21 protein-coding genes are annotated in these 23313 nt (G+C 44.4%); 11 read left to right on the top strand and 10 right to left on the bottom strand.

Annotated elements, in window-relative coordinates; translation table 11 throughout:
* Positions 1-89: 89 nt before the first annotated feature.
* From phoR to F946_RS01905, 3 genes are all read right to left on the bottom strand, one after another.
* The gene (gene phoR, locus F946_RS01915) at positions 90-1448 is read right to left on the bottom strand and encodes a phosphate regulon sensor histidine kinase PhoR (RefSeq protein WP_004691795.1); all 1359 of its coding nucleotides are present in this window, start codon (positions 1446-1448) and stop codon (positions 90-92) included.
* Between the two features lie 9 nt (positions 1449-1457).
* Positions 1458-2168 carry a phosphate regulon transcriptional regulator PhoB gene (gene phoB / locus F946_RS01910; RefSeq protein ID WP_004691794.1) on the bottom strand — a complete coding sequence of 237 codons (711 nt, stop codon included), beginning with the start codon at positions 2166-2168 and terminating at the stop codon, positions 1458-1460.
* Between the two features lie 214 nt (positions 2169-2382).
* Entirely contained in the window at positions 2383-3081 is a 699-nt protein-coding gene (locus F946_RS01905) for a TetR/AcrR family transcriptional regulator (RefSeq protein ID WP_004978364.1), read from the bottom strand.
* A 203-nt stretch (positions 3082-3284) separates the two neighbouring features.
* Here F946_RS01905 and F946_RS01900 point away from each other — a divergent pair, with 203 nt between their 5' ends.
* On the top strand, positions 3285-4124 hold the full coding sequence (locus F946_RS01900; RefSeq protein ID WP_004978362.1) for an SDR family NAD(P)-dependent oxidoreductase: 840 nt from the start codon (positions 3285-3287) through the stop codon (positions 4122-4124).
* A gap of 97 nt (positions 4125-4221) precedes the next feature.
* Here F946_RS01900 and F946_RS01895 read toward each other — a convergent pair whose 3' ends face one another.
* From F946_RS01895 to F946_RS01875, 5 genes are all read right to left on the bottom strand, one after another.
* On the bottom strand, positions 4222-5589 hold the full coding sequence (locus F946_RS01895) for an MATE family efflux transporter (protein WP_004978360.1): 1368 nt from the start codon (positions 5587-5589) through the stop codon (positions 4222-4224).
* 124 nt (positions 5590-5713) lie between these two features.
* The gene (locus tag F946_RS01890; protein WP_004978358.1) at positions 5714-6871 is read right to left on the bottom strand and encodes a methionine aminotransferase; all 1158 of its coding nucleotides are present in this window, start codon (positions 6869-6871) and stop codon (positions 5714-5716) included.
* A gap of 112 nt (positions 6872-6983) precedes the next feature.
* Entirely contained in the window at positions 6984-8291 is a 1308-nt protein-coding gene (locus F946_RS01885; protein WP_004978355.1) for a DUF445 domain-containing protein, read from the bottom strand.
* A gap of 16 nt (positions 8292-8307) precedes the next feature.
* Positions 8308-8877 (bottom strand): CC0125/CC1285 family lipoprotein, encoded by a 570-nt coding sequence (locus F946_RS01880; RefSeq protein WP_004978352.1) that lies wholly within the window; start codon positions 8875-8877, stop codon positions 8308-8310.
* Positions 8878-8915: 38 nt separating this feature from the next.
* Positions 8916-9455 carry a DUF924 family protein gene (locus tag F946_RS01875; protein ID WP_004978349.1) on the bottom strand — a complete coding sequence of 180 codons (540 nt, stop codon included), beginning with the start codon at positions 9453-9455 and terminating at the stop codon, positions 8916-8918.
* A 225-nt stretch (positions 9456-9680) separates the two neighbouring features.
* Here F946_RS01875 and gshA point away from each other — a divergent pair, with 225 nt between their 5' ends.
* Both gshA and F946_RS01865 read left to right on the top strand, forming a co-directional pair.
* Entirely contained in the window at positions 9681-11258 is a 1578-nt protein-coding gene (gshA, locus tag F946_RS01870; protein ID WP_004978346.1) for a glutamate--cysteine ligase, read from the top strand.
* Between the two features lie 19 nt (positions 11259-11277).
* The gene (locus F946_RS01865) at positions 11278-11793 is read left to right on the top strand and encodes a disulfide bond formation protein B (protein ID WP_004978345.1); all 516 of its coding nucleotides are present in this window, start codon (positions 11278-11280) and stop codon (positions 11791-11793) included.
* Positions 11794-11848: 55 nt separating this feature from the next.
* On the opposite strand, the gene F946_RS01860 is transcribed toward F946_RS01865, so the two are convergent.
* Complete coding sequence (locus F946_RS01860) at positions 11849-13180, bottom strand: PGAP1-like alpha/beta domain-containing protein (protein ID WP_004978342.1); 1332 nt, start codon at positions 13178-13180, stop codon at positions 11849-11851.
* A 240-nt stretch (positions 13181-13420) separates the two neighbouring features.
* Here F946_RS01860 and F946_RS01855 point away from each other — a divergent pair, with 240 nt between their 5' ends.
* From F946_RS01855 to urtE, 8 genes are all read left to right on the top strand, one after another.
* Entirely contained in the window at positions 13421-13996 is a 576-nt protein-coding gene (locus tag F946_RS01855; RefSeq protein ID WP_004978340.1) for a YqiA/YcfP family alpha/beta fold hydrolase, read from the top strand.
* A gap of 14 nt (positions 13997-14010) precedes the next feature.
* Positions 14011-15891 (top strand): DNA topoisomerase IV subunit B, encoded by a 1881-nt coding sequence (gene parE / locus F946_RS01850; protein WP_004978337.1) that lies wholly within the window; start codon positions 14011-14013, stop codon positions 15889-15891.
* 76 nt (positions 15892-15967) lie between these two features.
* Positions 15968-16369, top strand: coding sequence for a hypothetical protein (locus tag F946_RS01845; RefSeq protein ID WP_004978336.1), 402 nt, complete (start codon positions 15968-15970; stop codon positions 16367-16369).
* A gap of 397 nt (positions 16370-16766) precedes the next feature.
* Positions 16767-18050: an urea ABC transporter substrate-binding protein gene (gene urtA, locus F946_RS01840; protein ID WP_004978334.1), complete on the top strand. Its 1284-nt coding sequence runs from the start codon at positions 16767-16769 to the stop codon at positions 18048-18050.
* Positions 18051-18146: 96 nt separating this feature from the next.
* Positions 18147-19778 (top strand): urea ABC transporter permease subunit UrtB, encoded by a 1632-nt coding sequence (urtB, locus tag F946_RS01835; protein ID WP_004978332.1) that lies wholly within the window; start codon positions 18147-18149, stop codon positions 19776-19778.
* A 4-nt stretch (positions 19779-19782) separates the two neighbouring features.
* Positions 19783-20856 (top strand): urea ABC transporter permease subunit UrtC, encoded by a 1074-nt coding sequence (gene urtC, locus F946_RS01830; RefSeq protein WP_004978330.1) that lies wholly within the window; start codon positions 19783-19785, stop codon positions 20854-20856.
* Positions 20853-21671 carry an urea ABC transporter ATP-binding protein UrtD gene (gene urtD, locus F946_RS01825; RefSeq protein WP_004978328.1) on the top strand — a complete coding sequence of 273 codons (819 nt, stop codon included), beginning with the start codon at positions 20853-20855 and terminating at the stop codon, positions 21669-21671. Before urtC ends, urtD begins: the two co-directional genes overlap by 4 nt.
* A gap of 10 nt (positions 21672-21681) precedes the next feature.
* On the top strand, positions 21682-22380 hold the full coding sequence (gene urtE, locus F946_RS01820; protein WP_004978326.1) for an urea ABC transporter ATP-binding subunit UrtE: 699 nt from the start codon (positions 21682-21684) through the stop codon (positions 22378-22380).
* A gap of 74 nt (positions 22381-22454) precedes the next feature.
* Here the strand turns inward: urtE and F946_RS01815 are convergent, their stop codons facing one another.
* A complete protein-coding gene (locus tag F946_RS01815; RefSeq protein WP_004978325.1) occupies positions 22455-23177 on the bottom strand; it encodes a hypothetical protein in 723 nt (240 codons plus the stop codon).
* Positions 23178-23313 lie beyond the last annotated feature (136 nt).

Here is a 23313-nt window from a genome sequence, read left to right as displayed (position 1 = left end):
CAGCTCTCGATCTCCATCCTTGTTAAAGGGAAGGTGAGAGACAAAAAAGCACCGATATCGGTGCTTTTTTCATGCTTTTGAAGAAAGGCTTATTCAGGATTATAGGTGCGTTCTTTGGGGAAAATCACTTTAAAAATTGAGCCTTGATTTTCTTTAGATTCAATTTCTAAATGTGCTTGGTGTTGCATTAACACGTGTTTCACAATGGCTAGTCCTAAGCCTGTGCCACCCGTTTGTCGACTGCGCGCGCTGTCAACACGGTAGAAGCGTTCGGTTAAACGGGGCAGGTGCTTAGGATCAATGCCTATGCCAGTATCTTCCACGGTAAAATAAGCTTGCTCACCATTGTCATGCCAACCCATGGTCACCGTTCCGCCTTTCGGTGTGTATTTGATGGCATTGGTAATCAGATTACTAAAAGCGCTGGCCAACTCCATATCTGAACCGATTAAGTCGCAATGACTGTCGATATCGAGATTGAGCGTATGCCCATAATCAATATTATAGGCATGTGCATCGTCATAAAGTTGGTTCATTAAGCTAGGCATATCAATGATTTGATTTTTAGCAATTTGCTTGTCATTTTCTAGGCGTGACAGTAATAGCAAATCATTCACCAAGGCATTCATGCGTTTGGCCTGTGCCTGCATTTGGTCAAAGGCCCGCTTCCAACGTGGGTTGAGGTCTTCTTGGTCTGTAAAGGTCTCAATATAACCACTGAGTACCGTCAGCGGTGTGCGTAGTTCATGTGAAATGTTATCGACAAAGTCTTTACGCATTTGTTCGAGATTGTGCATGCGGGTCACGTCATAGGCGACCAGTAAGCGACTTTCACCACCAAAACGGGTCATTTTGACTTGAACATAATGTTCATCAAAACTGGATGACTTCATTTTTAAGCCATCTGGTGCCGCATCAATATTATTGTAATAATCCACAAAACTCGGTTGGCGTAATAAAGTCAAAATATTACGGCCACGGTCATTTTGTTCGATGCCTAATAACCGTTCTGCGGCAGGGTTCCACCATTCAATTTGTTGCATGTCATCAATCAGCACCACGGCTTCTTGCAAAGCGACCAATGATGACTGTGCCCGATCAATCAACCCGACCATTTCCGCTTGTACAATCCGTTCTTGGCGCTGTGCCCGATAGACATTGAACAATAACGCCCCCCAAATGCCCCCCAGGTTGGGTGGAACTTCGTAGGGACGATTGGAAATCCAGTCATTGACTAAATACAAAGAGCGCATTTGCAGAATAAAAAAAACGGCAAAAGCAAAGGAGATACACGTCCAAAAATAACCGACGCCAAAGCCAATTAAGCTTGCAATCAGCAAGAAAAAGGCAAGGAGACGTAAGTCCTGTTTGGCAAAGCCCCATAAACTGCTGTATCGCGTTTTTTTATGCTCGCGCGCAAGTTCAGGGACCGGGTAGGGTTCATACATAAAACAAAATTAACCTAGGGCGATATCCGCACGTGTAGAGAATCGATAGCCTGTACCCCGAACTGTTTGCACAAAACGATCTGCAGCATAAGGCTCAAGCACTTTACGTAAGCGGCGAATATGCACGTCGATGGTACGGTCTTCAATATACACGTTTCCGCCCCAGACTTGGTCAAGAAGTTGTGCACGGGTGTAGGCACGTTCAGGATGAGTCATGAAGAAGGCCAGTAAACGATACTCGGTTGGCCCCATGTCGAGGAAATTGTTGCCAAAGCTGACCCGTTGGCTGACAGGGTCTAAGATTAAACCATTGGCATCAATCGATTTTTCACCGCTGAGCGCATTAGCGCGGCGTAAAACTGCTTTAATCCGTGAAACCAATTCACGGGTCGAAAACGGTTTAGTCATGTAGTCATCTGCACCAGCGTCCAGACCTTGTACTTTATGGTCTTCTTCACCACGTGCCGTGAGCATAATCACTGGAATTTCAGAGAGATTTTCATCGCGCTTGAGACGACGACATAAGTCTACACCACTGACGCCACCAGGCATCATCCAGTCGAGCAATATCAAAGCAGGACGCTGATCCACAATCATTTGGTGGGCTTGTTTTGCATCTTCGGCTTGTAAGCATTGAAAGCCTGCCATATCCAACGAGGTGTGAATCATTTCTCGAATGGGAAGTTCATCATCGACGATTAAAATGTAGTCATCTTTCACAACGCAATATCCTATTGTAGGTAACGGCAGGCCGTTTTAATTTTATGACAGGCTTATTACAAAGATTAATTATGACAGTATCATTGCAAAAAACAGACGATTGATGAAATTTGCAAAAAAATGTGACAAAAAATCGTCATATTGGGATTCAAAATTAATGGAAGTTTAATCTAAATTGCATTCGAAAATGCCGATCTCATCCAAGTGAAAAGTCTTAGACATCCAATTTTGCCCGTGTATTCGGGTCTGAAAAGGTTTCTAGGAGTGAAATAAATACAATACGACTGGAGGTTAAAACTTCTTCAAAGGATTGTTTAAACCCACTGACCACCCAACGGATCGCAATTTGTGTAACATAGCCATTGAGGCCTGTGGCGACCAGCGAAATTTCTCGTTCGGACCGGTTAATTTGCGGCATCATTAGCATGACAAAGGCTTGAATCATTCGGTCAAAACGGGTCATGGTTTCATGAATGGTGGCTTGGTTATGTAATTCTTGCACCAACATCGCATCGATATAAATAATACGCGCCATGCGGGGATTGTCTTTTAAGGTAGTGAGCAGGGCACGCAGTCCTGCATCAATCATTTTGTATGGATCTGAAGAGGCTTGCATGATGGCTTGCATGACATTGTGCTGTAACTCATCGATCAGCTTTAAAAAAATGGTTTGAAACAGTTGCTCACTTTTTTTAAACGACTCATAAAAATAACGTTCAGTAAGTTTGGCTTCATTACAAATATCTTTCACCGTCACGGCAAAAAAGCCGTGAGTGCCGTAGGCTTCAATGCCTGCTTCAATGAGTTTTTCACGACGCAGCTGTTTACGTTCAGAAAGCGATAAGCCCTTGAATTGTCTTTCTTTGGTTTTATTGTTATCGCTGTTTTGTTGTACTGGTTCAGATGCCGTCATCAGATTTCATTGCCCTATTTGAAAGCCAAGGTTTTGCATAGTTTAGCAATAAACCACGACTCTACCTATGCGTAGGCTTTAATCTCTAGCTGGTTTTCATAGACTTGACACTTTTGGCTATTAAATTTATGACAATTGATATTGTCAATTATAAAAAAAGCATCTACAGTCGATGTACAAAGATAAAGGACAACCACAATCTCATGAAGAATTTTAAAAATAAAGTTGCGGCAATTACAGGTGCAGGATCGGGTATTGGCCAACAATTGGCACTTTTATTGGCCAAGGCGGGCTGTCATGTATCATTGAGTGATGTCAATGAACAAGGGTTGGCGAAAACAGTTGAACTGCTACAAGGCACCAATGTACGTGTCACCACGAAAAAATTAGACGTCTCAGACCGTTTAGCGATGCAAGCGTGGGCTGAAGAAACCGTACAAAATCATGGTTCTGTGAATATGATTTTTAATAATGCCGGCGTTGCTTTGGGTTCAACCGTAGAAGGTGCATCCTATGAAGAGCTGGAATGGATCGTGGGGATTAATTTCTGGGGTGTGGTCTATGGCACTAAAGAGTTTTTGCCTTATATTAAGAAAACAGGCGATGGGCATATCATCAATATTTCCAGTTTATTTGGTCTGACCGCTCAACCGACTCAGTCTGCTTACAATGCCACTAAGTTTGCGGTGCGTGGCTTTACCGAGTCATTACGCCAAGAGTTAGATATGGAAAACTGTGGCGTGAGCGCATTGTGCGTGCATCCGGGTGGGATTCGAACCAATATTGCCAATGCAGCCAAAGTGAACGATAGCTTGCGTAGTATCGGGATGAACCCTGAGAAATCTGCACAGACCTTTAATAAATTATTACGCTGTCCACCTGAAGAAGCAGCGCGTCAAATTTTAGAGGCGGTACAAAAAGACAAGCGTCGTTTATTGATTGGCAATGATGCGAAAACGTTAGATTTGATTCAGCGTATTTTACCAACGGGCTACCAAAAAGTGACGGCTTTTGCGACCAAATTAAGCCAAAGAAAGTCTTAATGTCGTGATGTAAAAAAACCCGCATTGGCGGGTTTTTTATGCTTATGTTAAAAAGTGTTGTGATCAAAAACGTCTTCTATCAAATATCTATTTAGCTTTAAATGAGCGTTTCAATGGTCTTTTTCTTCCAAACAAATTGATAATAAAGTCCTTGCATGATGCATAAGCTGACAAAGGCCAGCGCATAAGCATACCAAATCCCTTGCAGTCCCCACCATTCACTAAATAAGTAGGCACAGGGCACTTCAATCGCAATAATCGCAACGATATTGATCACCATGGGCATGGTGACCGTACCGCTGGCCCGCATAATAGAGGCAAAAATGGCACTTGCACCAAAGAATAAAATGGACCACAGCACAATAAATAACAGCTGTTGCCCCAGCTCGACCACCGCATGGTCCGTGATAAAGAGTGCCATGAGGTATTTGGAGAAAAGATAAGCCAAGACCACCAAGGAGCCTGTAATGATGATATTCATGCCGAGTGCCGTACGCGTGACTTTGGCTAACAGCTCAGACTTTCCAGCGCCAATGGCTTGTGCACCAAAAATCGATGCAGCAATGGCAATAGATAGGGCAGGGAATTGAATATAATTCAGAACCTGATTGACCGCGCCATAAGCTGCGGTCGCATCGGCCCCATGGCGGTTGACTAGACCTACAATCACAAGGCCTGCGACGGAGGTGGTGATCATTTGAATGCCTGTTGGAACTCCTAAGCGGAGAATGATTTTACTCAGCTGGCGGTCAAAGCGAATATGACGTAGCAGTTGTGCATCAAGCCTGAGTGGGTGCTGTTTATAGTTCAAATAGAAATACAAAAAGGTCAGCACAGAAACAAAGCCTAAAATGGTCGCAATGGCAGGCGCAACAATCCCCAGTTTTGGAAAGCCGAAATAACCCGCAATCAGAACTGGCGTGACACAAAGCCCAATCAAGATGGTCATGCCAGAGGCTATCAGTGGTGTCGTGCTGTCTCCGACACCGCGTAAAATTGAGGTATAAATAATATATACAAACAGTAGGGGACTACCTGCCAACATCCATTGCACATAAGGTAACGAGAGATGCATGACGTCTTCATCGATACCCAAAGCCGATAAAATTGGTCGCGCAAAAACTACCCCTAAAAATGCAATAAAGCTGCCACCAATGAGAGTCATAAAAATAGTGGAGCCGACCACCGCACGGACTTTTTCAATATTCTGTGCGCCCCATGCTTGACCAACCAAGACGGTAGAACCCGCAGATAGTCCAATTACGAAGGCCATTAAGCAAAATAGGATGGGGAAGAACACCGCAACTGCTGCAATCGCCTGCACACCCATCATCTGTCCGACAAAGATGGTATTAATTGTACCCGACAGATTTTGCAGAATATTGGTGGCAATCAAAGGCATCAGGAAAATAAAAAAGGCTTTCCATAGCTTTTGTTGTTGCACCAATGGGGTGTGTGCTGACATAGGTCATCCTGAGGTTATTTTTATTACATTTCTAAGGCTTACCCTAGCATAGTTCAGTGTTGAAAAGCCGATGTATTTCAGTAAGCGAAGCCTGTTCTTGTGCAAAAGCAAAGCTGAAAAAGGTTTAAACGCTTTGTAAAATTTCAGCTGCCTGAGCCAAGGTTTGATCGGTCTTTGCAAAGCAAAAACGAATCATGCGCAAAGCCTCTGGTGCCTGCTGATAAAACACCGAAACAGGAATGCCAACAATGCCATGCTGCTCTGCCAGAAAGCGGCAAAATTCAACATCGTTTAAATCGGGACGAATGCGGCTGTAGTCGACATTTTGAAAGTAAGTGCCTTGCGAAGGCAGCCATTGAAAGCGTGAGCCGGTTAAACCCTCAATAAAACGATCGCGTTTTGCTTGATAAAAGCCCGCTAGGTTTTGAATATGCTCAGGATGTTGCTGCATATAATTGGCCAAAGCCAGTTGTACAGGGGTCACTCCGCAGAAGTTGGCAAACTGATAGACCTGACGGAACAGTTGCATCAGCGCAGGTGTAGCAACGCAGTAGCCCGTTTTCCAACCCGTCACATGAAAAGTTTTGCCAAAGGAACCCACCACCACACTGCGCTCACGCAGTTCAGGAAAAGACAAAGCCGAATAGTGACGTTGACCATCAAATACCAGATGTTCATAGACTTCATCGGACAGGACTAAAATATTGGTGTCGCGAATCAGTTCAATTAGGGTGAGCCAATCTTGCTTGCTCCAAATAGCACCACTTGGGTTATGTGGTGTGTTGATAATGATCAGTTTGGTTTTGGCCGTGATGGCTGATTTGACCTGCTCCCAATCGACCGAAAAATGTGGGGGTTGGAGCGCAATATGAATGGCTTTACCCCCGACCAAAGCCACACTTGGCGCATAGCTGTCATAACTGGGGTCAAAAATGATGACTTCATCATCCGCATGGACTACGGCTTGAATGGTGGCAAAAAGGCCAATGGTTGCGCCCGGAGTGATGGTAATTTCAGTCATCGGGTCGAGCTGAATCTGATCGCGTTGTGCAAATTGCTGCGCCAGTTGCTCGCGTAATAACCAGACTCCATCGCCTGGAGCATACTGATTGAAACCACTTTGAGTGGCCTGTGCTAAAGCATCCAGCAGTTCAGCAGGGGCTTCGAAGTCTGGAAAACCTTGGGATAGATTTAGGGCATTTAAGCGCTGTGCCATGGCAGTCATGGTGCTGAAAATAGTGACGCCTTGTGCAGGCAGTTTAGATGAAGGCAACTGAATCATGAATGCTTAAAAGTGTCTAAATATCAGCCCAAAATAGCATATTCATCCCCTTTTACTTATGCAAATTTTGCATGTAGGGCAGGGGTGAAGCATGCATTTTTGTGGATTGCTTTTATAAGAGTTGTTCAACTGCCGCGCGAATAATCCCCAGTGCTAAGCCAATAAATGCACCGACCACCACACCATTGACCCGAATCATATGCAAGTCGCCACCGACTTCATTTTCGATCTTATCAATCATCACACTGGAGTCCCATTCGTGAATACGTTCACTGATAAAACGAATGACTTTTTCACTGTATTGGTCGCTGAGATTGACCGCAATGCCGCTGAGGCGTTGATTAAGTAAGTCTCTGACGGCTTGATTGGAGATGATGTTTTCCCCGATTTGTTGAATGGATACACGGATGTTGTGAGCAATGCCAGAGTCTGGTTTTTGTAAGTCTTGCTTAATGGCATCACATAAAATGACCACTGCACCGCTAATAAAATTCAGCACTTGTGGGCTATCTAGCAGGGCATCTTTGGTTTGGTTTAAACGCTGGCTGGCTTTACTGTCTGTGTCTGCCAGTTCGAGCATGAGCGCGTGCCCTATCTCTTCAATCTTTTGACGCCACGGATGCTCAGGATCGGCCAACATCGACTCGACTCGTTGAATGAGAGAGTCGATGGTTCTTTGCTGCACATCGATGCCTATCCAACTGGCCCCTTTGGCCAGTTTCCAAACCCCGAGTTCTTTGAACAAGGTTCGGGTCAACTCACGACTTTGTTCAGGATGTTGGGTCATCCAGTCATGCGCCAAGTCGAGTCCGCGTTGTAATACATCTTGATGGAAATCATTTTCTAGCACTGCACGAAGCATTTCACTGGCCAAATGATTGACCTGAGTGTTACGCACCCACTGCACGCTGTTACTTTGAATAAAGCGCCCGATTTGTTCTTGGCCCACAAACTCAAAGACTTTAGGCACAGTTTGTTGAATGACTTGGGTGACTTGCAGATTGTTTTGTGGGTTGGCAAGCCATTGGCCAACCGCCAAAGACAGGTCGGTACTTTGCAGGCTTTTTTCCACCACTTGTGGAGAAAGAAAGTTCTCTTGTACAAAGCGGCCCATAGACTCTGCAATACGGTCTTTGTTACGAGGAATAATTTCGGTGTGATCGCGTAAAAACTTTGGAATCGGCATTTTTCCAAAGGGATTACGGAACAGCACAGTAATGGCATACCAGTCAGCCAAGCCGCCGACCACACCTGCTTCTGCGGATAACATTAAAATATGAATGATCCAAACATTGTCTGTGGGGACAAACTTGGCCACGACCATCAGCAGCAGCCATGTCACCACTGCCGTGATCAAGGCAATGGTGGCAAAGCGTTTACTGCGTTTCAGACTCGATGGGACGGCTTGAGGTTCATTCATAGGCAGGCTCTATGCTTTATTTACTGGTCGACGCTGGACTGCTGGGTTCGGGCGGTGGGAGCACTTCACCAGTTGGACTCAAACCGTATTTTCCACCCAGCGATTTTAAAATCAGCGTGGCATCAAAGGCATCGCTTGGTGCCGATTTTTGGTCTTTAAAGCATTGAATGCTGTATGACACTTGCACGGGGTCAATGTCGACTACACGTGGTACATCGTAGAACGGATCAGGCCAAAAGGCTGGATGGCGAGAATAATAACCATATGGATAATAAGGCATTGGGTTTGAATACACCACGGCCTGCCTTGGTGGTTGGTTTTGGTTGCTCGGGTCATTCAGTACTTTAAAGAAGCGATAACCATTTTGCACCGTAGTTTGCGCGGCTTTGACCAAGGTAATTTCTTCAGCCGTGCCATAGCTCATATTTGGGCGCGCTTGGAAGCTGATGCGATAAGTCGAGGTGTTTAATGGCGTATTACTAAACCGACCTAACTGGTCGAAGGTTAAGGGCTTTGAGGGGGTAGAGGCACAGCCTACTAAACTCAGACCCGCCGCCAGTGCACAGGCGATTAAAATTTTCTTCATGAGATAGACTCCTTAGCACACAGGGAGAAGCCGAACAGTTAAAAATGACTGTTGGGCTGAGTCAAAAAATCCAGTTCTTCTTGGCTTGAGTTGCGGCCAAGGACTTGGTTCCGGTGCGGATAGCGTCCAAAACGATCGATAATCACTTTGTGACGCTGTTCAAAATCGAGGTTAATCGGATTGCCTAAGTCTTCGAACAATTTTAAAGCATATTGATGAATAAGTTTCGATTCACTATGCATAAAGGGCATATATAAAAAACTACGTTGTATGGGTGGCAGTGCTGCATCCAGTTTTAGCGTGATGGCTTCTTGTGCTAAAGCCAAGGCCAAAGCGTCCTGAGCAAAGGCCAAAGAACTGTTGCGATACAGGTTTCTCGACAGTTGGTCGAGCACAATAATTTCAGCCAAACGCCCTTCAGCACTACTGCGCCAAGACCATAGCTCTGCATGCGCAGCTTGTTGATGAATTGTCTTAAATTTTTCTTCGATGAGTGCATCGAACGCATCATTTTGGCTAAACCACCAGCTTTGGTTTTTGGGATCGAACCAAAAATCTAAAATTTCTTGATAATTCATAAAGTTTACAATTCTTTAGCATTTATTCTTCAATACAATCACACTTTTGACATGTCTAATAGCGTAACTTTGTGATAAATATTTTCCGAAAAAATAGAACAGATGGTTTACTTGAAAATAGGACTGGGTGTAATGTGCCGAATTAAAATCACGTTATACTGATATAAACTGATGATTTTATTTTATTCGTCGTTGTAATTGTTTCTTCCAAAAAGTGAGATTGTAATGGGTCAACCCGCATCTAAATCTACAGCTGTGTTACCGACTTGGGTCAATTCATCACTTTTGCAAGGGATGTTACGCGGGATTGAGCGTGAAAGTCTGCGCATGCAAAGTGATGGTTTTTTATCACAAGCCGATCATCCGCAAGCTTTGGGTTCTGCGCTGACTCATCCACATATCACGACGGATTATTCGGAAGCTTTATTAGAATTTATTACGCCGCCCCAGCCCAGCATTACCGAGGCGTTGCACTATTTAAAAGACATTCATAGCGTGGCGCATCGTCATCTGGAACATGGTGAAAAGCTCTGGCCGCTGTCGATGCCATGTATGTTGGATGACAATGACGATAAAATTCGCTTAGCCCAATATGGCAGCTCAAATATCGGGAAGTTCAAGACCTTATACCGTCATGGTTTAGGGGTACGTTATGGTCGCCGTATGCAAACCATTTCAGGTTTACACTATAACTTATCTTTTCCTGATCAGCTATTTGAACAATTACAACAACATGAAACAGATGAAGCACTAAAAGCCTTATCTGCACAAGACTATCGTAGTCACCGCTATTTTGGTTTGATCCGCAACTTTATTCGCCTTACGCCGTTGGTCATGTTCTTGGTCGGGGCAAGTCCATCGGTCTGCCAGTGTTTTATGACAGGGCGTGAACATCATCTGTTGCCATTGCTGCGCGGGACCTTGTATTTACCTTATGCAACTGCTTTACGCATGGGACGTTTTGGTTATCAAAACTCAGCACAAAAGCAGCTCGGGATTCATTACAACAATATCGATGGTTATCTCGAAGGCCTACAAAAGGCAGTCAAAACCGCTTATGCGCCGTTTAGTCGCTTAGGCCTCAATGATGCGCAGGGCGAACCGATTCAGATTAATGATCATGTCTTGCAAATTGAAAATGAGTACTACAGTTTGGTGCGTCCAAAGCAAGTACCGCAAGCAGGTGAAACGCCATCACAAGCGCTGAGCAATCGTGGTGTCGGTTATGTGGAACTGCGTGCGGTGGATGTGAACCCATATAGCCCAATTGGGATCAATGAAGATACCGCAGGTTTCTTAGAAGTGCTGGCGCTGTATTGCTTACTGCTGGATAGCCCAGATTTATTAGCTGAAGAGCAAGATCAAATCGAGAAAAACCAAGCGGAAGTGGTCAATCGTGGTCGTGCACCGAATGCTGCAATTGTTGTGGGTGAGCAATCGTTCCCGATTGAAGCATGGAGTCAGTCTCATTTAGAGGCGATGCAAGAATTGGTTGTATTATTAGATCAGTGCTATGACACCACACTCTATAGCAAAGCGATGACAGTCATGCAACAGAGAGTCGCTGAAGTTGATGATACTTTGTCGGCGCAGATGATCGAAGATACTTTGGAAGCGGGTGGGACATGGGGCTTTGGTAGCCAAATGGCTGCACAACATGCATCGAGTTATGAGCGTCATCAGTTGAGTGCAGAGACATGGGCTTATTTTGACGATTTAGCTACGCAATCACTGCAACAACAACAGCAATTAGAGCAAGACAGTCAACTGAGTTTTGAACAGTACCTTGCGCAATTTAGATAAAAAATTAAGAGGATTGACCATGCAATGGAGTTATCGCTTCGTGAGTGGTGTTTTGGTTTTAGCCAGTATCATTGGGATGGCCTTTGCCTTGTATTTAGAGCATGGCCCGCTACAGTTAAACCCATGTCCACTCTGTGTGTTCCAACGTGTGGGGCTGATTGGACTGGGGATTATTTCGCTGATTGCCTTTTTGCATAACCCAGCATCGAATGGTTTTAAACGCTTTTATGCATTTTTAGGCAGTCTCTCGATCTTATGGTCGGCCGGTGTGGCAGCACGTCACGTTTGGTTACAGAGCTTACCGCCTGATCAAGTGCCGAGCTGTGGCCCAGGCTTGGATTATTGGTTAGACACGTTGCCGCTGCGTGCTGTGTTTGAGCAAGTCTTAACGGGTTCAGGTGAATGTGCACTGGTAGATTGGACTTTCTTGGGTCAGTCTTTACCTGTGTGGTCTTTGGTGTTTTTTGTGGCACTGGCGTTGATTAGCCTGTGGCAACTGTTGCGTAAATATCCAAGCCACGCACAGAAAAAATAATAAAGATAAAAAAAGCCAACGTGATGTTGGCTTTTTTATTCGATGTATCAGTGGTTTAGGTGAGCGCAATGCCCTCCAAATCATCAAACCCGATCATGTATTCATGCACTTGACCATATTCCGTTTCGGTTGGATTTGGATAGAACCAATTGACGATTTGTTCGGCAACACTGGCATGGGTGTGTAGCTCAAAATGGTTTAAGCCGTAGAAAATGGCTTTATGTGAATCGGGGACTTTCAGTTGAAAGCGTGGATTCATATGCTCGCCTAAGGCACTTTTCACACTGACCAAGTAATCCCCAATCACATTGAGCGCACGATATTTGCGATGTTCAAACTCAATCGTACCTGCCACTAAGAAGGTATTGATATGGGAGGGCAAAGGGGCTGGTTTACGGTTGTCATCAACATGACCAATACGCGCTTCATTATGTTCCCAGTCATCGTCCCGTACACTGCCATGACGTAAGTCTAAAATACCGTTGCTGCGAATGTTGACGATATGTCCAATAATTTTGACAAAAGGGAAACGTCCCAATTTGTCCTGCAAATGAAAGCCAAAACGTTCTAAAGCCGCACCATGATGAGGAGAACCAATACAGACCATGTTTTCCACCACATGAATCCAGCTTTGCATATTTTGTTTGCCGTAGAACAGCGCACTGCGCGAAACCAGTCCACCCATACTGTGCCCAATCAGATCAATCGAGCTAATACGTGGGTTGCGGTTGAGTAAGTCTTGTAATGAGTTGGCAAAGCTACGCCCATTGGCTGAAATACGACGACCTGTGTTGTAGTTGAGATATAGCATGGTATTTTGTGCACGTTGCGCCAGCAGTTTTTCCCCTATACCGCCATAACGCGCCGTGCTCCAGTACAAATGGTTCATGCATAGACCGTGGACCATAATCACCACGCGACCAGACAATTCGCCTTGCTGGATAGCACCGTAATGATCATAAAACACCATCGGTAGCGCCACAGGGTTATGGTATTTCAGTAAATAGTCGCCCAAAACGCCGTTGATTGCACCGACTAAATAATGCATGGTTGGGGTTAAAGGTTTGCGATGCAAATTTGGAAATTTTTCAATGATATGACGCAAACTTGGTGCCAATAAATAGCTACCGTAGTTTTGCAGGGTATTGAAGGAAAACTGGTAAATTTTTTCAATTGACCGTGTCGACAGAAACTTCTTGGAACTGGTTTCATTCATCCCAAATAGACTGATTAAAATTTCACGCTGAATGGCCTGAATTAAATCGTGGACGACATCGCCTAAGCGGGTTGTCACCAACTGAGCAATCCCTTCAAGCAGGTCGGCTTGGCTGGGAGGAGTACGATCCCATTTACAATAGGTCTCGTGCAGAGGCGTTAAACTTGGCATTTTTTCTACCCTTGTGTTTCTGTGTCCAAAGGGACTTTATTTTTTTCAACGATCACGGTATAAATTCTTAGCACTCTAGCTTATCTAATTCATCTCGAACAACTTTTACAATAGCGATGAATACACAGATGACCTTATTTTTTTGTCTGACAATTTTTATATCCATACAAAATAATACAGTCGGCTGAAGCCATCTCTTTTGAGTTCAATAAAAATGATGTAGAAGAGTAAATGTACAGCATGAATATTATTTATTTACATGGCTTTCAAAGCAGTTCTTTATCGATTAAAGGTCAATTGCTGAAACGCTATTGCGAATCTCATCCACAGTGGCACGTGCATTTGCCAGACTTGAACATGCCGCCACATTTGGCCTTAGAAAAATTGGCCGCCTTGATTCAGGAGCTGGATCAGGTGGTACTGGTGGGCAGTAGTTTAGGCGGCTTTTATGCGACACAACTGGTCGCGAAGTTGGCAGTGCCGGCTGTGCTGATCAATCCAGCTATGCAACCATGGCATTTGTTCCGAGATCTATTTGGCGCGACTCAACTGCCCTATAGAGTCAATGAACATTGGACGCTCGATGATGCGCAATTGGACTATTTAGAACAGATTGAGCTGCCATTTGTGCAAGATGCAGACAAAATTTTAGTGTTATTGCAACAAGGCGATGAAGTTTTGGATTATCGTGAAGCACAGCGCTATTATAATGGCGCAGCGCTTGTGATCTCGGAAACGCAAGGCAATCATGCGATGGAAGATTTCGCAGACAAAATACCGATGGCATTACAGTTTTTATCGGACTGCTTAAAATAAGGAAACAGTACAACGTGTCTCAATATACGGCTCAATCGCTTGAAGTATTATCTGGTTTAGATCCGGTACGTCGTCGTCCCGGCATGTATACCGATACCACACGCCCAAACCATTTGGCGCAAGAGGTTATTGATAATGCAGTCGATGAGGCACTGGCTGGTCATGCCAACAAAATTACCGTCACCGTTTATAAAGATGGTTCACTCTCAGTCGAAGATAATGGTCGCGGCATGCCTGTCGATATTCATCCTGAATATGGCCAAAGCGGGATCGAGATCATTCTGACCAAGCTGCATGCAGGTGGTAAGTTCAGTACTGACAACTACCAGTTCTCAGGTGGTTTGCATGGCGTAGGCATTTCCGTGGTGAATGCCTTATCTAGCCGAGTCGAAGTAGAAGTTCAGCGTCAAGGCAACCTCTACCAAATGGCCTTTGAGCACGGTGAACCGACTGCACCCTTGGTGGTATTAGAAGGTAAAGCTCCGAAGCGTGCGACAGGAACCACCGTTCACTTTTGGCCTGAAGCTAAATATTTTGATTCACCGAAATTTGCTCTGAAAGCGCTGAAGCACAACTTAAAAGCCAAAGCCGTTTTAGCGGCAGGTTTGCAAATCAATTATGTCGACCAAATCAATGACGAAAAAATTGTTTGGCAGTTTGAAAATGGCCTCGTCGATTATTTGATGGATGAAATTGAGGATCGTGAGATTCTGCCACATCCAGCCTTTGTGGCAACAGGAGATGCTGAGCGTGCCAGTGCCGAATTTGCCATTTGTTGGAATGTCGATGGCGGCGAGTTGGTTCAAGAAAGCTATGTGAACTTGATTCCAACGGCGCAGGGCGGGACTCATGTGAATGGTTTACGTTCAGGCGTGACCGATGCGATGCGCGAGTTTTGTGAACTGCGTAATTTGCTGCCACGCAATATGAAGCTGTCGGCTGAAGATGTTTGGGATGGTGTGAACTATATTTTATCGTTGAAGTTCCAAGAGCCACAGTTTTCAGGCCAAACCAAAGAGCGTTTATCCAGCCGTGAAGCGTCAGGCATTGTTCAAAACATTGCTAAAGATGCTTTTGCACTGTGGTTGAACCAAAACTCCGATATTGCCATGCAGTTGGCGGAAATGGCGATCTCGAAAGCAGGTCGTCGTCTGAAAGCTGCGAAAAAGGTTGAACGTAAGAAAATTGTGGCGGGGCCGACTTTACCCGGCAAACTGTCAGACTGCGTTGGGCATACCTTAGAAGAGTCTGAACTGTTCATTGTGGAAGGGGATTCTGCAGGTGGTTCAGCCAAGCAGGCACGTGATAAAAACTTCCAAGCGATCATGCCTATTCGTGGGAAAATCTTAAATACGTGGGAAGTCTCTTCCGATGAAGTCTTGGCTTCGCAAGAAGTGCATAACATTGCCATTGCGATCGGGGTCGATCCGGGGTCGGATGATTTATCAGAACTACGTTATGGCAAGATTTGTATTTTGGCCGATGCTGACTCGGATGGTCTACACATTGCGACGTTGCTGTGTGCTTTGTTTGTGAAACATTTTCCGATCTTGGTTGAAGAAGGACATCTGTATGTGGCGATGCCACCGCTGTATCGAATTGATGATGCAAAAGATGTGCACTATGCCTTGGACGATGACGAGCTTGAAAGCATGTTGAAAAAATGCAAAACCAAGAACCCGCAAATTACTCGATTTAAAGGTTTGGGTGAAATGAATGCCAGCCAACTGCGTGAAACCACGCTGGATCCAAACACACGCCGTTTGGTGCAGTTAGACTTGGATGACAGTCATTTTACCGCAGGTTTATTGGACAAATTACTGGCAAAAAAACGCTCCAGTGACCGTAAAGAATGGTTAGAGCAGAAAGGTAACTTGGCCGAGTTGGTGGTTTAATATATTGATAAGCCTGCGTAAAGTGGGCTTATCTATTATGATGACTAAAAACTAAATTGGCTTTAAGAGAATAAAAATGGAATATCAAGAAAAACATTTAGCGGAAAATATACGAAATGATATGGGCATGAATGAAGAAGAATTACAGGAAATGCGTGAAGCTGATGTGGATGATGAAACACTACATGCCTTAAGCTTAGCAGGGTGTGTCGAATGGAAAAAAAGAATTTTGTATTATGCCAATTTATTAAATTCTGAGATGAAAAAAATTTTAGACAATGAGTTAGCACTAGGTAATCGAATCAGTGATGCACATTGTGATTATCCTGAACAAGGCTCAATACACGTTACCCTTGCTGAAAAGTTTAAAGGAAATTATAAAGAACAAAATGTTAAATATACGAAAGGTAATGATCCACATTATTGGTTTGAAGATTACACATCACTAAATCAACCTAGGCATATGATTCTGCATTAAATGCATAAATTGTGTTATTCGAACACTTTTAATCTAAAAATAAAAAGCCCGTACATTGCGGGCTTTTTGTTGCGCAGATGGGCCATAAGATTGCGCTTAATCTGTGCACAATTTTTCAGTCAATCAATTGAATTAGGCGAAATGAATTGATTTGGAACAAATGATGTATACAAGTTTGTATGCAGAAAAGTATTCATCTGGGCGCAAATCTATCTAAAATACAGTGCATTTAGAAATTAATAAATGATTGAAAAATATTAAAATAATTAAAAACTTTACAATGATTTTCACATCGTAAAACCTTGCTTGGCATAGAAATTGAATTGGTACTCATAGCGCGAATAACAATCATGCATTGCAAAATGCACCCTAAGTTTCAAGTTTGGAGAAAATCAAGATGTTCCAACAAAAATTACTCACTAAAACATTCCTTGCAACTGCAATGATGGGGACTATTGCTTTGACAGGTTGTTCAAAACCTGCGGAGAAAGCGGAAACAGCAACATCTGAGCCAGCAGCAGCAGTGAGCAGTGGTGACACCATCAAAGTCGGAATTTTGCACTCGCTCTCAGGCACCATGGCAATTTCTGAAACCTCACTCAAAGATACGGCATTGATGACCATCAATGAAATTAATGCCAATGGTGGGGTACTGGGTAAAAAGTTAGAACCTGTAGTGGTCGACCCAGCATCTGATTGGCCTTTATTTGCTGAAAAAGCACGTCAACTCATTACCCAAGATAAAGTCGCGGTGATTTTTGGTTCATGGACATCGGTATCGCGTAAGTCAGTGTTACCTGTGGTAGAAGAATTGAATGGTCTATTGTTCTATCCCGTGCAATATGAGGGGCAGGAACAGTCGAAAAATATTTTCTATACAGGAGCTGCACCGAACCAACAAGCGATTCCTGCGGTGGAGTATTTGATGAGCGAAGAGGGTGGTAAAGCAGAGCGCTTTGTTCTACTCGGTACGGACTATGTCTACCCACGCACCACCAATAAAATTCTACGTGCGTTCTTGAAGTCCAAAGGTGTGGCCGATGCGGACATCATGGAAGAGTACACCCCCTTCGGTCATAGTAACTATCAAACCATAGTTGGTAATGTGAAGAAATTTGCTGTGGGTAAGAAAACCGCGGTAATTTCAACCATCAATGGCGACTCCAACGTGCCGTTCTATCGTGAGCTGGGTAACCAAGGCATTAAAGCTTCAGATATTCCTGTCATGGCCTTCTCTGTGGGTGAAGAAGAACTCCGTGGTATTGACACCAAACCATTGGTTGGACATTTGGCTGCATGGAATTATTTCATGTCGGTGAAAAATCCAACCAACACCGAATTTGTGAATAAAATGAAGCAGTATGCGGTGCAGTATAAGCTGCCGAATGCTGACAAAATCGTGACCAATGATCCGATGGAAGCCACCTATGTGGGCATCAATATGTGGAAGCAAGCGGTTGAAAAGGCAGGCAGTACCGATGTTGATAAAGTTCGCGTTGCGATGGCAGGTCAAGAGTTCAAAGCACCATCAGGCTATACCTTAAAAATGGATGCTGAAAATCATCATCTACAAAAACCTGTGATGATTGGTGAAATTCGTGGTGATGGTCAGTTTGACGTGGTGTATAAAACACCAAATGTGATTAAGGCGGAACCTTGGAGTCCGTACATTCCTAAATAATTTTCTTAAGCGTTGAGCCTGCTGCGATTGCTGTGGGCTTTTCAGTAAGCACATCCCGATGTGGGATGTTTTAAGCAAGCTTAAGGACGTCATATTATGAATCTTAAATTTTTTTGTGCCGCACTGCTGTGCGCAATGGCACAGCTCGTGAGTAGCAGTATTTGGGCTGAAGAGGCTCAACTTTCTGCTCAGACCCAAAGCGTATCAGCATCGAATGATACGATTCAACGTTTTGTCAAAGCTGAGTTTGCTGAGCGCCGTGCCATGCTCAACCAATGGCCGGGGACGATTGAAGAATTTGATCGACTGGTGGCACTGATCGACAATGATGAGCTGTATCAAGACAGTACAGGTACGACGTATATTTTAAAAAATAATGAAAAATTATTGCGTTATCCCGATGAGCAAGTGATTGAAACTTGGCCAGTGGATTTGTCTCAGGTGACTTTGGTAAACACTTTACGTAAAGCTTTGAACTTTGGTCAGGCACAAGCAAAATTAAAATCTGAAGATTTTTCTCAACGTTTAGCAGCCATTGATATTTTAGAAAATAATCTGTCTGAACTGAATGTTGCGCAGATTAATCAGCTCTATCTGCATGAACAAAATAATAAAGTTAAACAGCGCTTGGCACAGCTCAAAGCGCGCCTTGACTTTGAGAATCCAGATGTTTTAGTCCAAATTCAGGCTGCTAAAGTCCTTACCGATTCCAACCGTCCCGAGGTGCTGGCACTGGTTGAGCAAGCTTTAACTCAATCAAATTTGAACCCAGAACTCAAAGCTGTTTTGGCGGATGCCAAAAGTCAGATTAAAACCCGCATCCAAGCCAGTGAATGGGTAGGGCATGTGTTTTCAGGTTTCAGTACAGCCAGCATTTTACTGCTAGCAGCGCTCGGGTTGGCCATCACTTATGGCCTGCTTGGTGTGATTAATATGGCGCATGGTGAGTTGATTATGATTGGGGCCTATACCACCTATGTGGTGCAAAGCCTGTTTAAGACCTACTTGGGTAGCTATGTCGATTGGTATTTGATTGCTGCAATTCCTGCGGCCTTTTTGGTGAGCGCCTTAATTGGCATGTTGATTGAACGGACGGTGATTCGTCCACTTTACGGTCGTCAGCTAGAAACCTTGTTGGCCACTTTTGGGGTCAGTCTGATTTTGATGCAATTGGTGCGGATGATTTTTGGCGCACAAAATGTTGAAGTCTCGAATATTTCTTGGTTATCGGGCGGTATTGCGCTGAGTCCAAGTTTAATGCTGCCGTATAACCGGATTGCCATTATTGTGTTTACGGTTGCGGTGCTACTGCTGTTGGTTCACCTGCTTAATAAAACCCGCTTTGGTCTGTTTGTTCGTGCAGTGACACAAAACCGTCAAATGGCACGTGCTGTCGGTATTCGCTCTAGCCGTATCGATATGTTGGCCTTTGGGCTGGGTTCTGGGCTGGCTGGTCTAGCAGGCTGTGCTTTAGCACAGGTGGGCAATGTTGGGCCTGATTTGGGTCAGAACTACATTATCGATGCTTTCTTGGTTGTTGTGGTAGGTGGTGTCGGGCAAGTTTGGGGAGCGGTACTGGCGGCGCTTGGTTTAGGGATCAGCGGTACAGTCCTTGAAATTGGGATGGGGGCTGTTCTTGCAAAAATTATTCTACTGGTTCTTGTGATTTTGTTTATTCAAAAACGTCCACAAGGTTTGTTTGCCATCAAAGGCCGTTTTGTGGAGTAAGCGCATGAAAATCACTTCTTTATTTTCCGATAAACCTTATAGTGCGTTCGCTATTGCGGTCTGCTTTACGGTGATGTTGATCCTGCCTTGGTTGCATTTGCTACCAGTAGATTCAGCCTTTCATCTCTCTGCGTATTGGGTCACCTTGATTGGCAAAATCATGTGTTTGGCTCTGGTGGCTTTGGCGCTGGACTTGGTTTGGGGGTATGCAGGCATTTTAAGCCTAGGCCATGGCTTGTACTTTGCCCTTGGTGGCTACGCGTTTGGTATGTATCTGATGCGTCAGACAGCGGGTGACAGTCTGCCTGACTTTATGCGGTTTTTAAGCTGGACTGAACTACCGTGGTATTGGGTGGGTAGCAATCATTTCTTATGGGCTTTGGCCTTGGTGGTATTGGTTCCTGGTGTGGTGGCCTTCATCTTTGGTTTCTTTGCCTTTCGCTCCAAAATTAAAGGCGTGTATTTCTCGATTATTACGCAGGCCATGACATTTGCTGCGGCACTGTTGTTCTTCCGCAATGAAACAGGCTTTGGCGGAAACAATGGATTTACTGGCTTTAAGAGCATTTTAGGCATGGACATCACGTCTGCACCCATGCGTGCCACCTTATGTTCCTTAACGGCTTTGGTGTTGATGTTGTGCTTTGTAGGGTTGCGTCATCTCATGAATAAACCCTACGGTCGTGTGCTGGGGGCGATTCGGGACAGTGAAAACCGCTTGCAGTACTTGGGCTATCGTACGCTGTGGTACAAGCTTTCTGCATGGGTACTGTCCGCAGTAATTGCAGGTATTGCAGGAGCATTGTATGTGCCCCAAGCAGGCATTATTAACCCGAGTGAAATGAACCCCGTTAATTCGATTGAAATGGCGGTGTGGGTGGCTGCGGGTGGGCGTGGGACTTTGATTGGCCCAATTTTAGGTGCAGGGTTAATTAATGGCGTGAAAATCTATTTCACCGTGGCTTATCCAGAAGCATGGTTATTGATCTTGGGTGCTTTGTTTATTGTGGTCACCATTTTTTTACCCAAAGGTGTCATTGGTCTGTTTGACCGTTTTAAAAAGGAGCGTAGCGAATGAGTGAGCTAATACAACCTCATGGTGGCCATGCTTCAGACGGCTATGGACGTCCCAAAGAACAAGGCGCCGACTTCAGTCATGGGATTGCATTGTACTTGGAAAAAGTTAGTGTTTGGTTTGATGCTTTTCGTGCCTTAAATGATTTATCGCTGTACATCCAAGAAGGGGAGCTACGTTGCATCATTGGGCCCAATGGGGCAGGTAAAACCACACTAATGGATGTGATTACGGGCAAAACCCAACCGACCGAAGGCTCCGCTTTTTTTGGGCAAAACTATGATTTGGCCAAGATGAGTACCGAGCAAATTGCGGAAGCGGGCATTGGCCGTAAATTTCAAAAACCAACGGTATTTGAAAACTTTAGCGTGATGGAAAACTTACTGCTTGCTGCACCAAAAGATAAGCGGGTGAAGAAAAGCTTTTTTAGCAAACTTGACCCCGATGCACAGCTGGCTTTGGATGAGTCTTTGGCTCAAATACGACTCGAAGAATGGGTACACAAACCTGCGGGGCTGTTGTCACATGGGCAAAAGCAATGGTTGGAAATCGGCATGTTGCTTATGCAACGTCCTAAGCTGATCCTACTCGATGAACCTGTGGCCGGTATGACCGATGCCGAAACGGAACGAACAGCTGAGCTATGTTTAGAGTTAAAGAAAAATCACACCTTGGTAGTGGTTGAACATGACATGAGTTTTATCGATACCATCAGTGAAAAAGTGACGGTACTGGCTCAAGGGGCGATCTTAGCCGAAGGTACATTGGCTGAGGTACAGGCCAATGAGGATGTGATTGAGAAATATTTAGGACGTTAAGGAGACGACCATGTTAGAAGTCAAAGACGTCAATCAATTTTACGGTGGCAGTCATATTTTAAGAGATGTTTCATTTCAGGCCCCTGTGGGAGAGTGCTCCGTGGTGCTAGGGCGGAATGGCGTAGGGAAAACCACTTTACTGAAATGTTTAATGGGGATTTTACCGATCAAGTCCGGACAGATTCTACTTGATGGTCAGGACATATCGAAAATGAGTCCCGAGCAACGTGTGCGTGCAGGTTTGGCTTATGTGCCGCAAGGGCGTGATATTTTTTCAACCTTAACTGTCGAAGAAAATATCCTGATTGGCATGGCCAAGTTTAAGGGAGCGAAAACTCGAAGAGTGCCTGAGCATTTGTATGAAATTTTCCCAATTTTAGATGAAATGAAGCACCGCCGAGGTGGGGATTTATCGGGTGGGCAGCAGCAGCAACTGGCGATTGCGCGTGCTTTAGCATCAGAGCCTCGGGTATTGATTTTGGATGAGCCTACAGAAGGCATTCAACCTTCTATTATCAAAGACATTGGCCGAGTGATTCGTAAACTGGCGGATGGCGGCGACATGGCGGTGGTTTTGGTCGAGCAGTTTTATGATTTTGCCGAGGAGCTGGCCGATGCATATACCGTCATGGCCCGTGGACAAGTGATTGCGCAAGGGGCAGGCTGTGAAATGCCTGCAAAAGGTATTCGAGAATTGGTAGCGATTTAAGCTTTTTTATTCTCCCCCTCTTCCAAAGGGAGAGGGGGAGAATGATGAAAAATATTGAATGTTGTATCGTGATCTTAGTCTACTTTTAGAAATATACCGTCTGCCGAAACATTGTGCCCAAAACCACAGCTCATGTTATTGGTTTCGCTGACACGGATGGTGTGTCCCATTTTGGGATCGAAGGCGAACTTTAAATTAATTTTACAGTCATCGACCTGATATTGCGCTTGAGTTCGATTTAGCGGCATTGTGGTTTCAAATTCGCCAATATTGGGGCCATAGATGAGACTGCGTAGTCCCATATAAAGACCATTAAATTCAATTTGATATACATTCTTAAGCGGTTCTACCTCAATCTGATTCCACTGCCCAAAACCTGCATACTGTACATATTTGCCTGCCAGTGTTGCTGATTGTTTAGGGGGTGGCAGTTGCTTTAAATTAAATTGACTGGATTTAGACTCAGCATCACGCAAAAACCATGCTCTGGCCCAAAGCGGTTTCCCCAACTTGCTATAACTTAAACCGACATTGTTGTTGGCAATTTCGACATCACGTTCAGTGAGGGATACACCGCTTTCAGGTTGATTGATTAAACAAAAAGAAGACCACGTCGCCTGATACTGAAATTGTTCTAACGCTTTTTGATATTGTTTTTGATCATAAAATTTCTTACCAGAGTTGGCAGAGGTTTTGACTTTAGCACAACCTTGGCGAAGTTCTTGTTCAAAGGTGTCATCTGCTGAAGCGAGTGTGCTTACAGTCAAAAGTCCAATCAAGAATGGATACTTAAGCATGATTTGATCCCATTTTCGTTATGCTTTGAATAAAACATAGGGAGCTATTCGAAGTAAAGGGACAATCTTTAGGGGCTCATAATTATTCAAGATAGAGGGATAATGGAAACTGAAAAATTACTCATACAAATTGTTT

Source organism: Acinetobacter johnsonii ANC 3681 (assembly GCF_000368805.1).
Lineage (GTDB): Bacteria > Pseudomonadota > Gammaproteobacteria > Pseudomonadales > Moraxellaceae > Acinetobacter > Acinetobacter johnsonii.
This window is presented reverse-complemented; position numbering and strand designations above follow the sequence as displayed.

What these genes read in the sequence shown, in the direction of transcription:
- phoR (WP_004691795.1), bottom strand. Translation starts at nt 1,448, where the DNA reads ATGTATGAACCCTACCCGGTCCCTGAACTTGCGCGCGAGCATAAAAAA.
- F946_RS01905 (WP_004978364.1), bottom strand. Translation starts at nt 3,081, where the DNA reads ATGACGGCATCTGAACCAGTACAACAAAACAGCGATAACAATAAAACC.
- F946_RS01900 (WP_004978362.1), top strand. Translation starts at nt 3,285, where the DNA reads ATGAAGAATTTTAAAAATAAAGTTGCGGCAATTACAGGTGCAGGATCG.
- F946_RS01895 (WP_004978360.1), bottom strand. Translation starts at nt 5,589, where the DNA reads ATGTCAGCACACACCCCATTGGTGCAACAACAAAAGCTATGGAAAGCC.
- F946_RS01890 (WP_004978358.1), bottom strand. Translation starts at nt 6,871, where the DNA reads ATGATTCAGTTGCCTTCATCTAAACTGCCTGCACAAGGCGTCACTATT.
- F946_RS01885 (WP_004978355.1), bottom strand. Translation starts at nt 8,291, where the DNA reads ATGAATGAACCTCAAGCCGTCCCATCGAGTCTGAAACGCAGTAAACGC.
- F946_RS01880 (WP_004978352.1), bottom strand. Translation starts at nt 8,877, where the DNA reads ATGAAGAAAATTTTAATCGCCTGTGCACTGGCGGCGGGTCTGAGTTTA.
- F946_RS01875 (WP_004978349.1), bottom strand. Translation starts at nt 9,455, where the DNA reads ATGAATTATCAAGAAATTTTAGATTTTTGGTTCGATCCCAAAAACCAA.
- gshA (WP_004978346.1), top strand. Translation starts at nt 9,681, where the DNA reads ATGGGTCAACCCGCATCTAAATCTACAGCTGTGTTACCGACTTGGGTC.
- F946_RS01865 (WP_004978345.1), top strand. Translation starts at nt 11,278, where the DNA reads ATGCAATGGAGTTATCGCTTCGTGAGTGGTGTTTTGGTTTTAGCCAGT.
- F946_RS01860 (WP_004978342.1), bottom strand. Translation starts at nt 13,180, where the DNA reads ATGCCAAGTTTAACGCCTCTGCACGAGACCTATTGTAAATGGGATCGT.
- F946_RS01855 (WP_004978340.1), top strand. Translation starts at nt 13,421, where the DNA reads ATGAATATTATTTATTTACATGGCTTTCAAAGCAGTTCTTTATCGATT.
- F946_RS01845 (WP_004978336.1), top strand. Translation starts at nt 15,968, where the DNA reads ATGGAATATCAAGAAAAACATTTAGCGGAAAATATACGAAATGATATG.
- urtA (WP_004978334.1), top strand. Translation starts at nt 16,767, where the DNA reads ATGTTCCAACAAAAATTACTCACTAAAACATTCCTTGCAACTGCAATG.
- urtB (WP_004978332.1), top strand. Translation starts at nt 18,147, where the DNA reads ATGAATCTTAAATTTTTTTGTGCCGCACTGCTGTGCGCAATGGCACAG.
- urtC (WP_004978330.1), top strand. Translation starts at nt 19,783, where the DNA reads ATGAAAATCACTTCTTTATTTTCCGATAAACCTTATAGTGCGTTCGCT.
- urtD (WP_004978328.1), top strand. Translation starts at nt 20,853, where the DNA reads ATGAGTGAGCTAATACAACCTCATGGTGGCCATGCTTCAGACGGCTAT.
- urtE (WP_004978326.1), top strand. Translation starts at nt 21,682, where the DNA reads ATGTTAGAAGTCAAAGACGTCAATCAATTTTACGGTGGCAGTCATATT.
- F946_RS01815 (WP_004978325.1), bottom strand. Translation starts at nt 23,177, where the DNA reads ATGCTTAAGTATCCATTCTTGATTGGACTTTTGACTGTAAGCACACTC.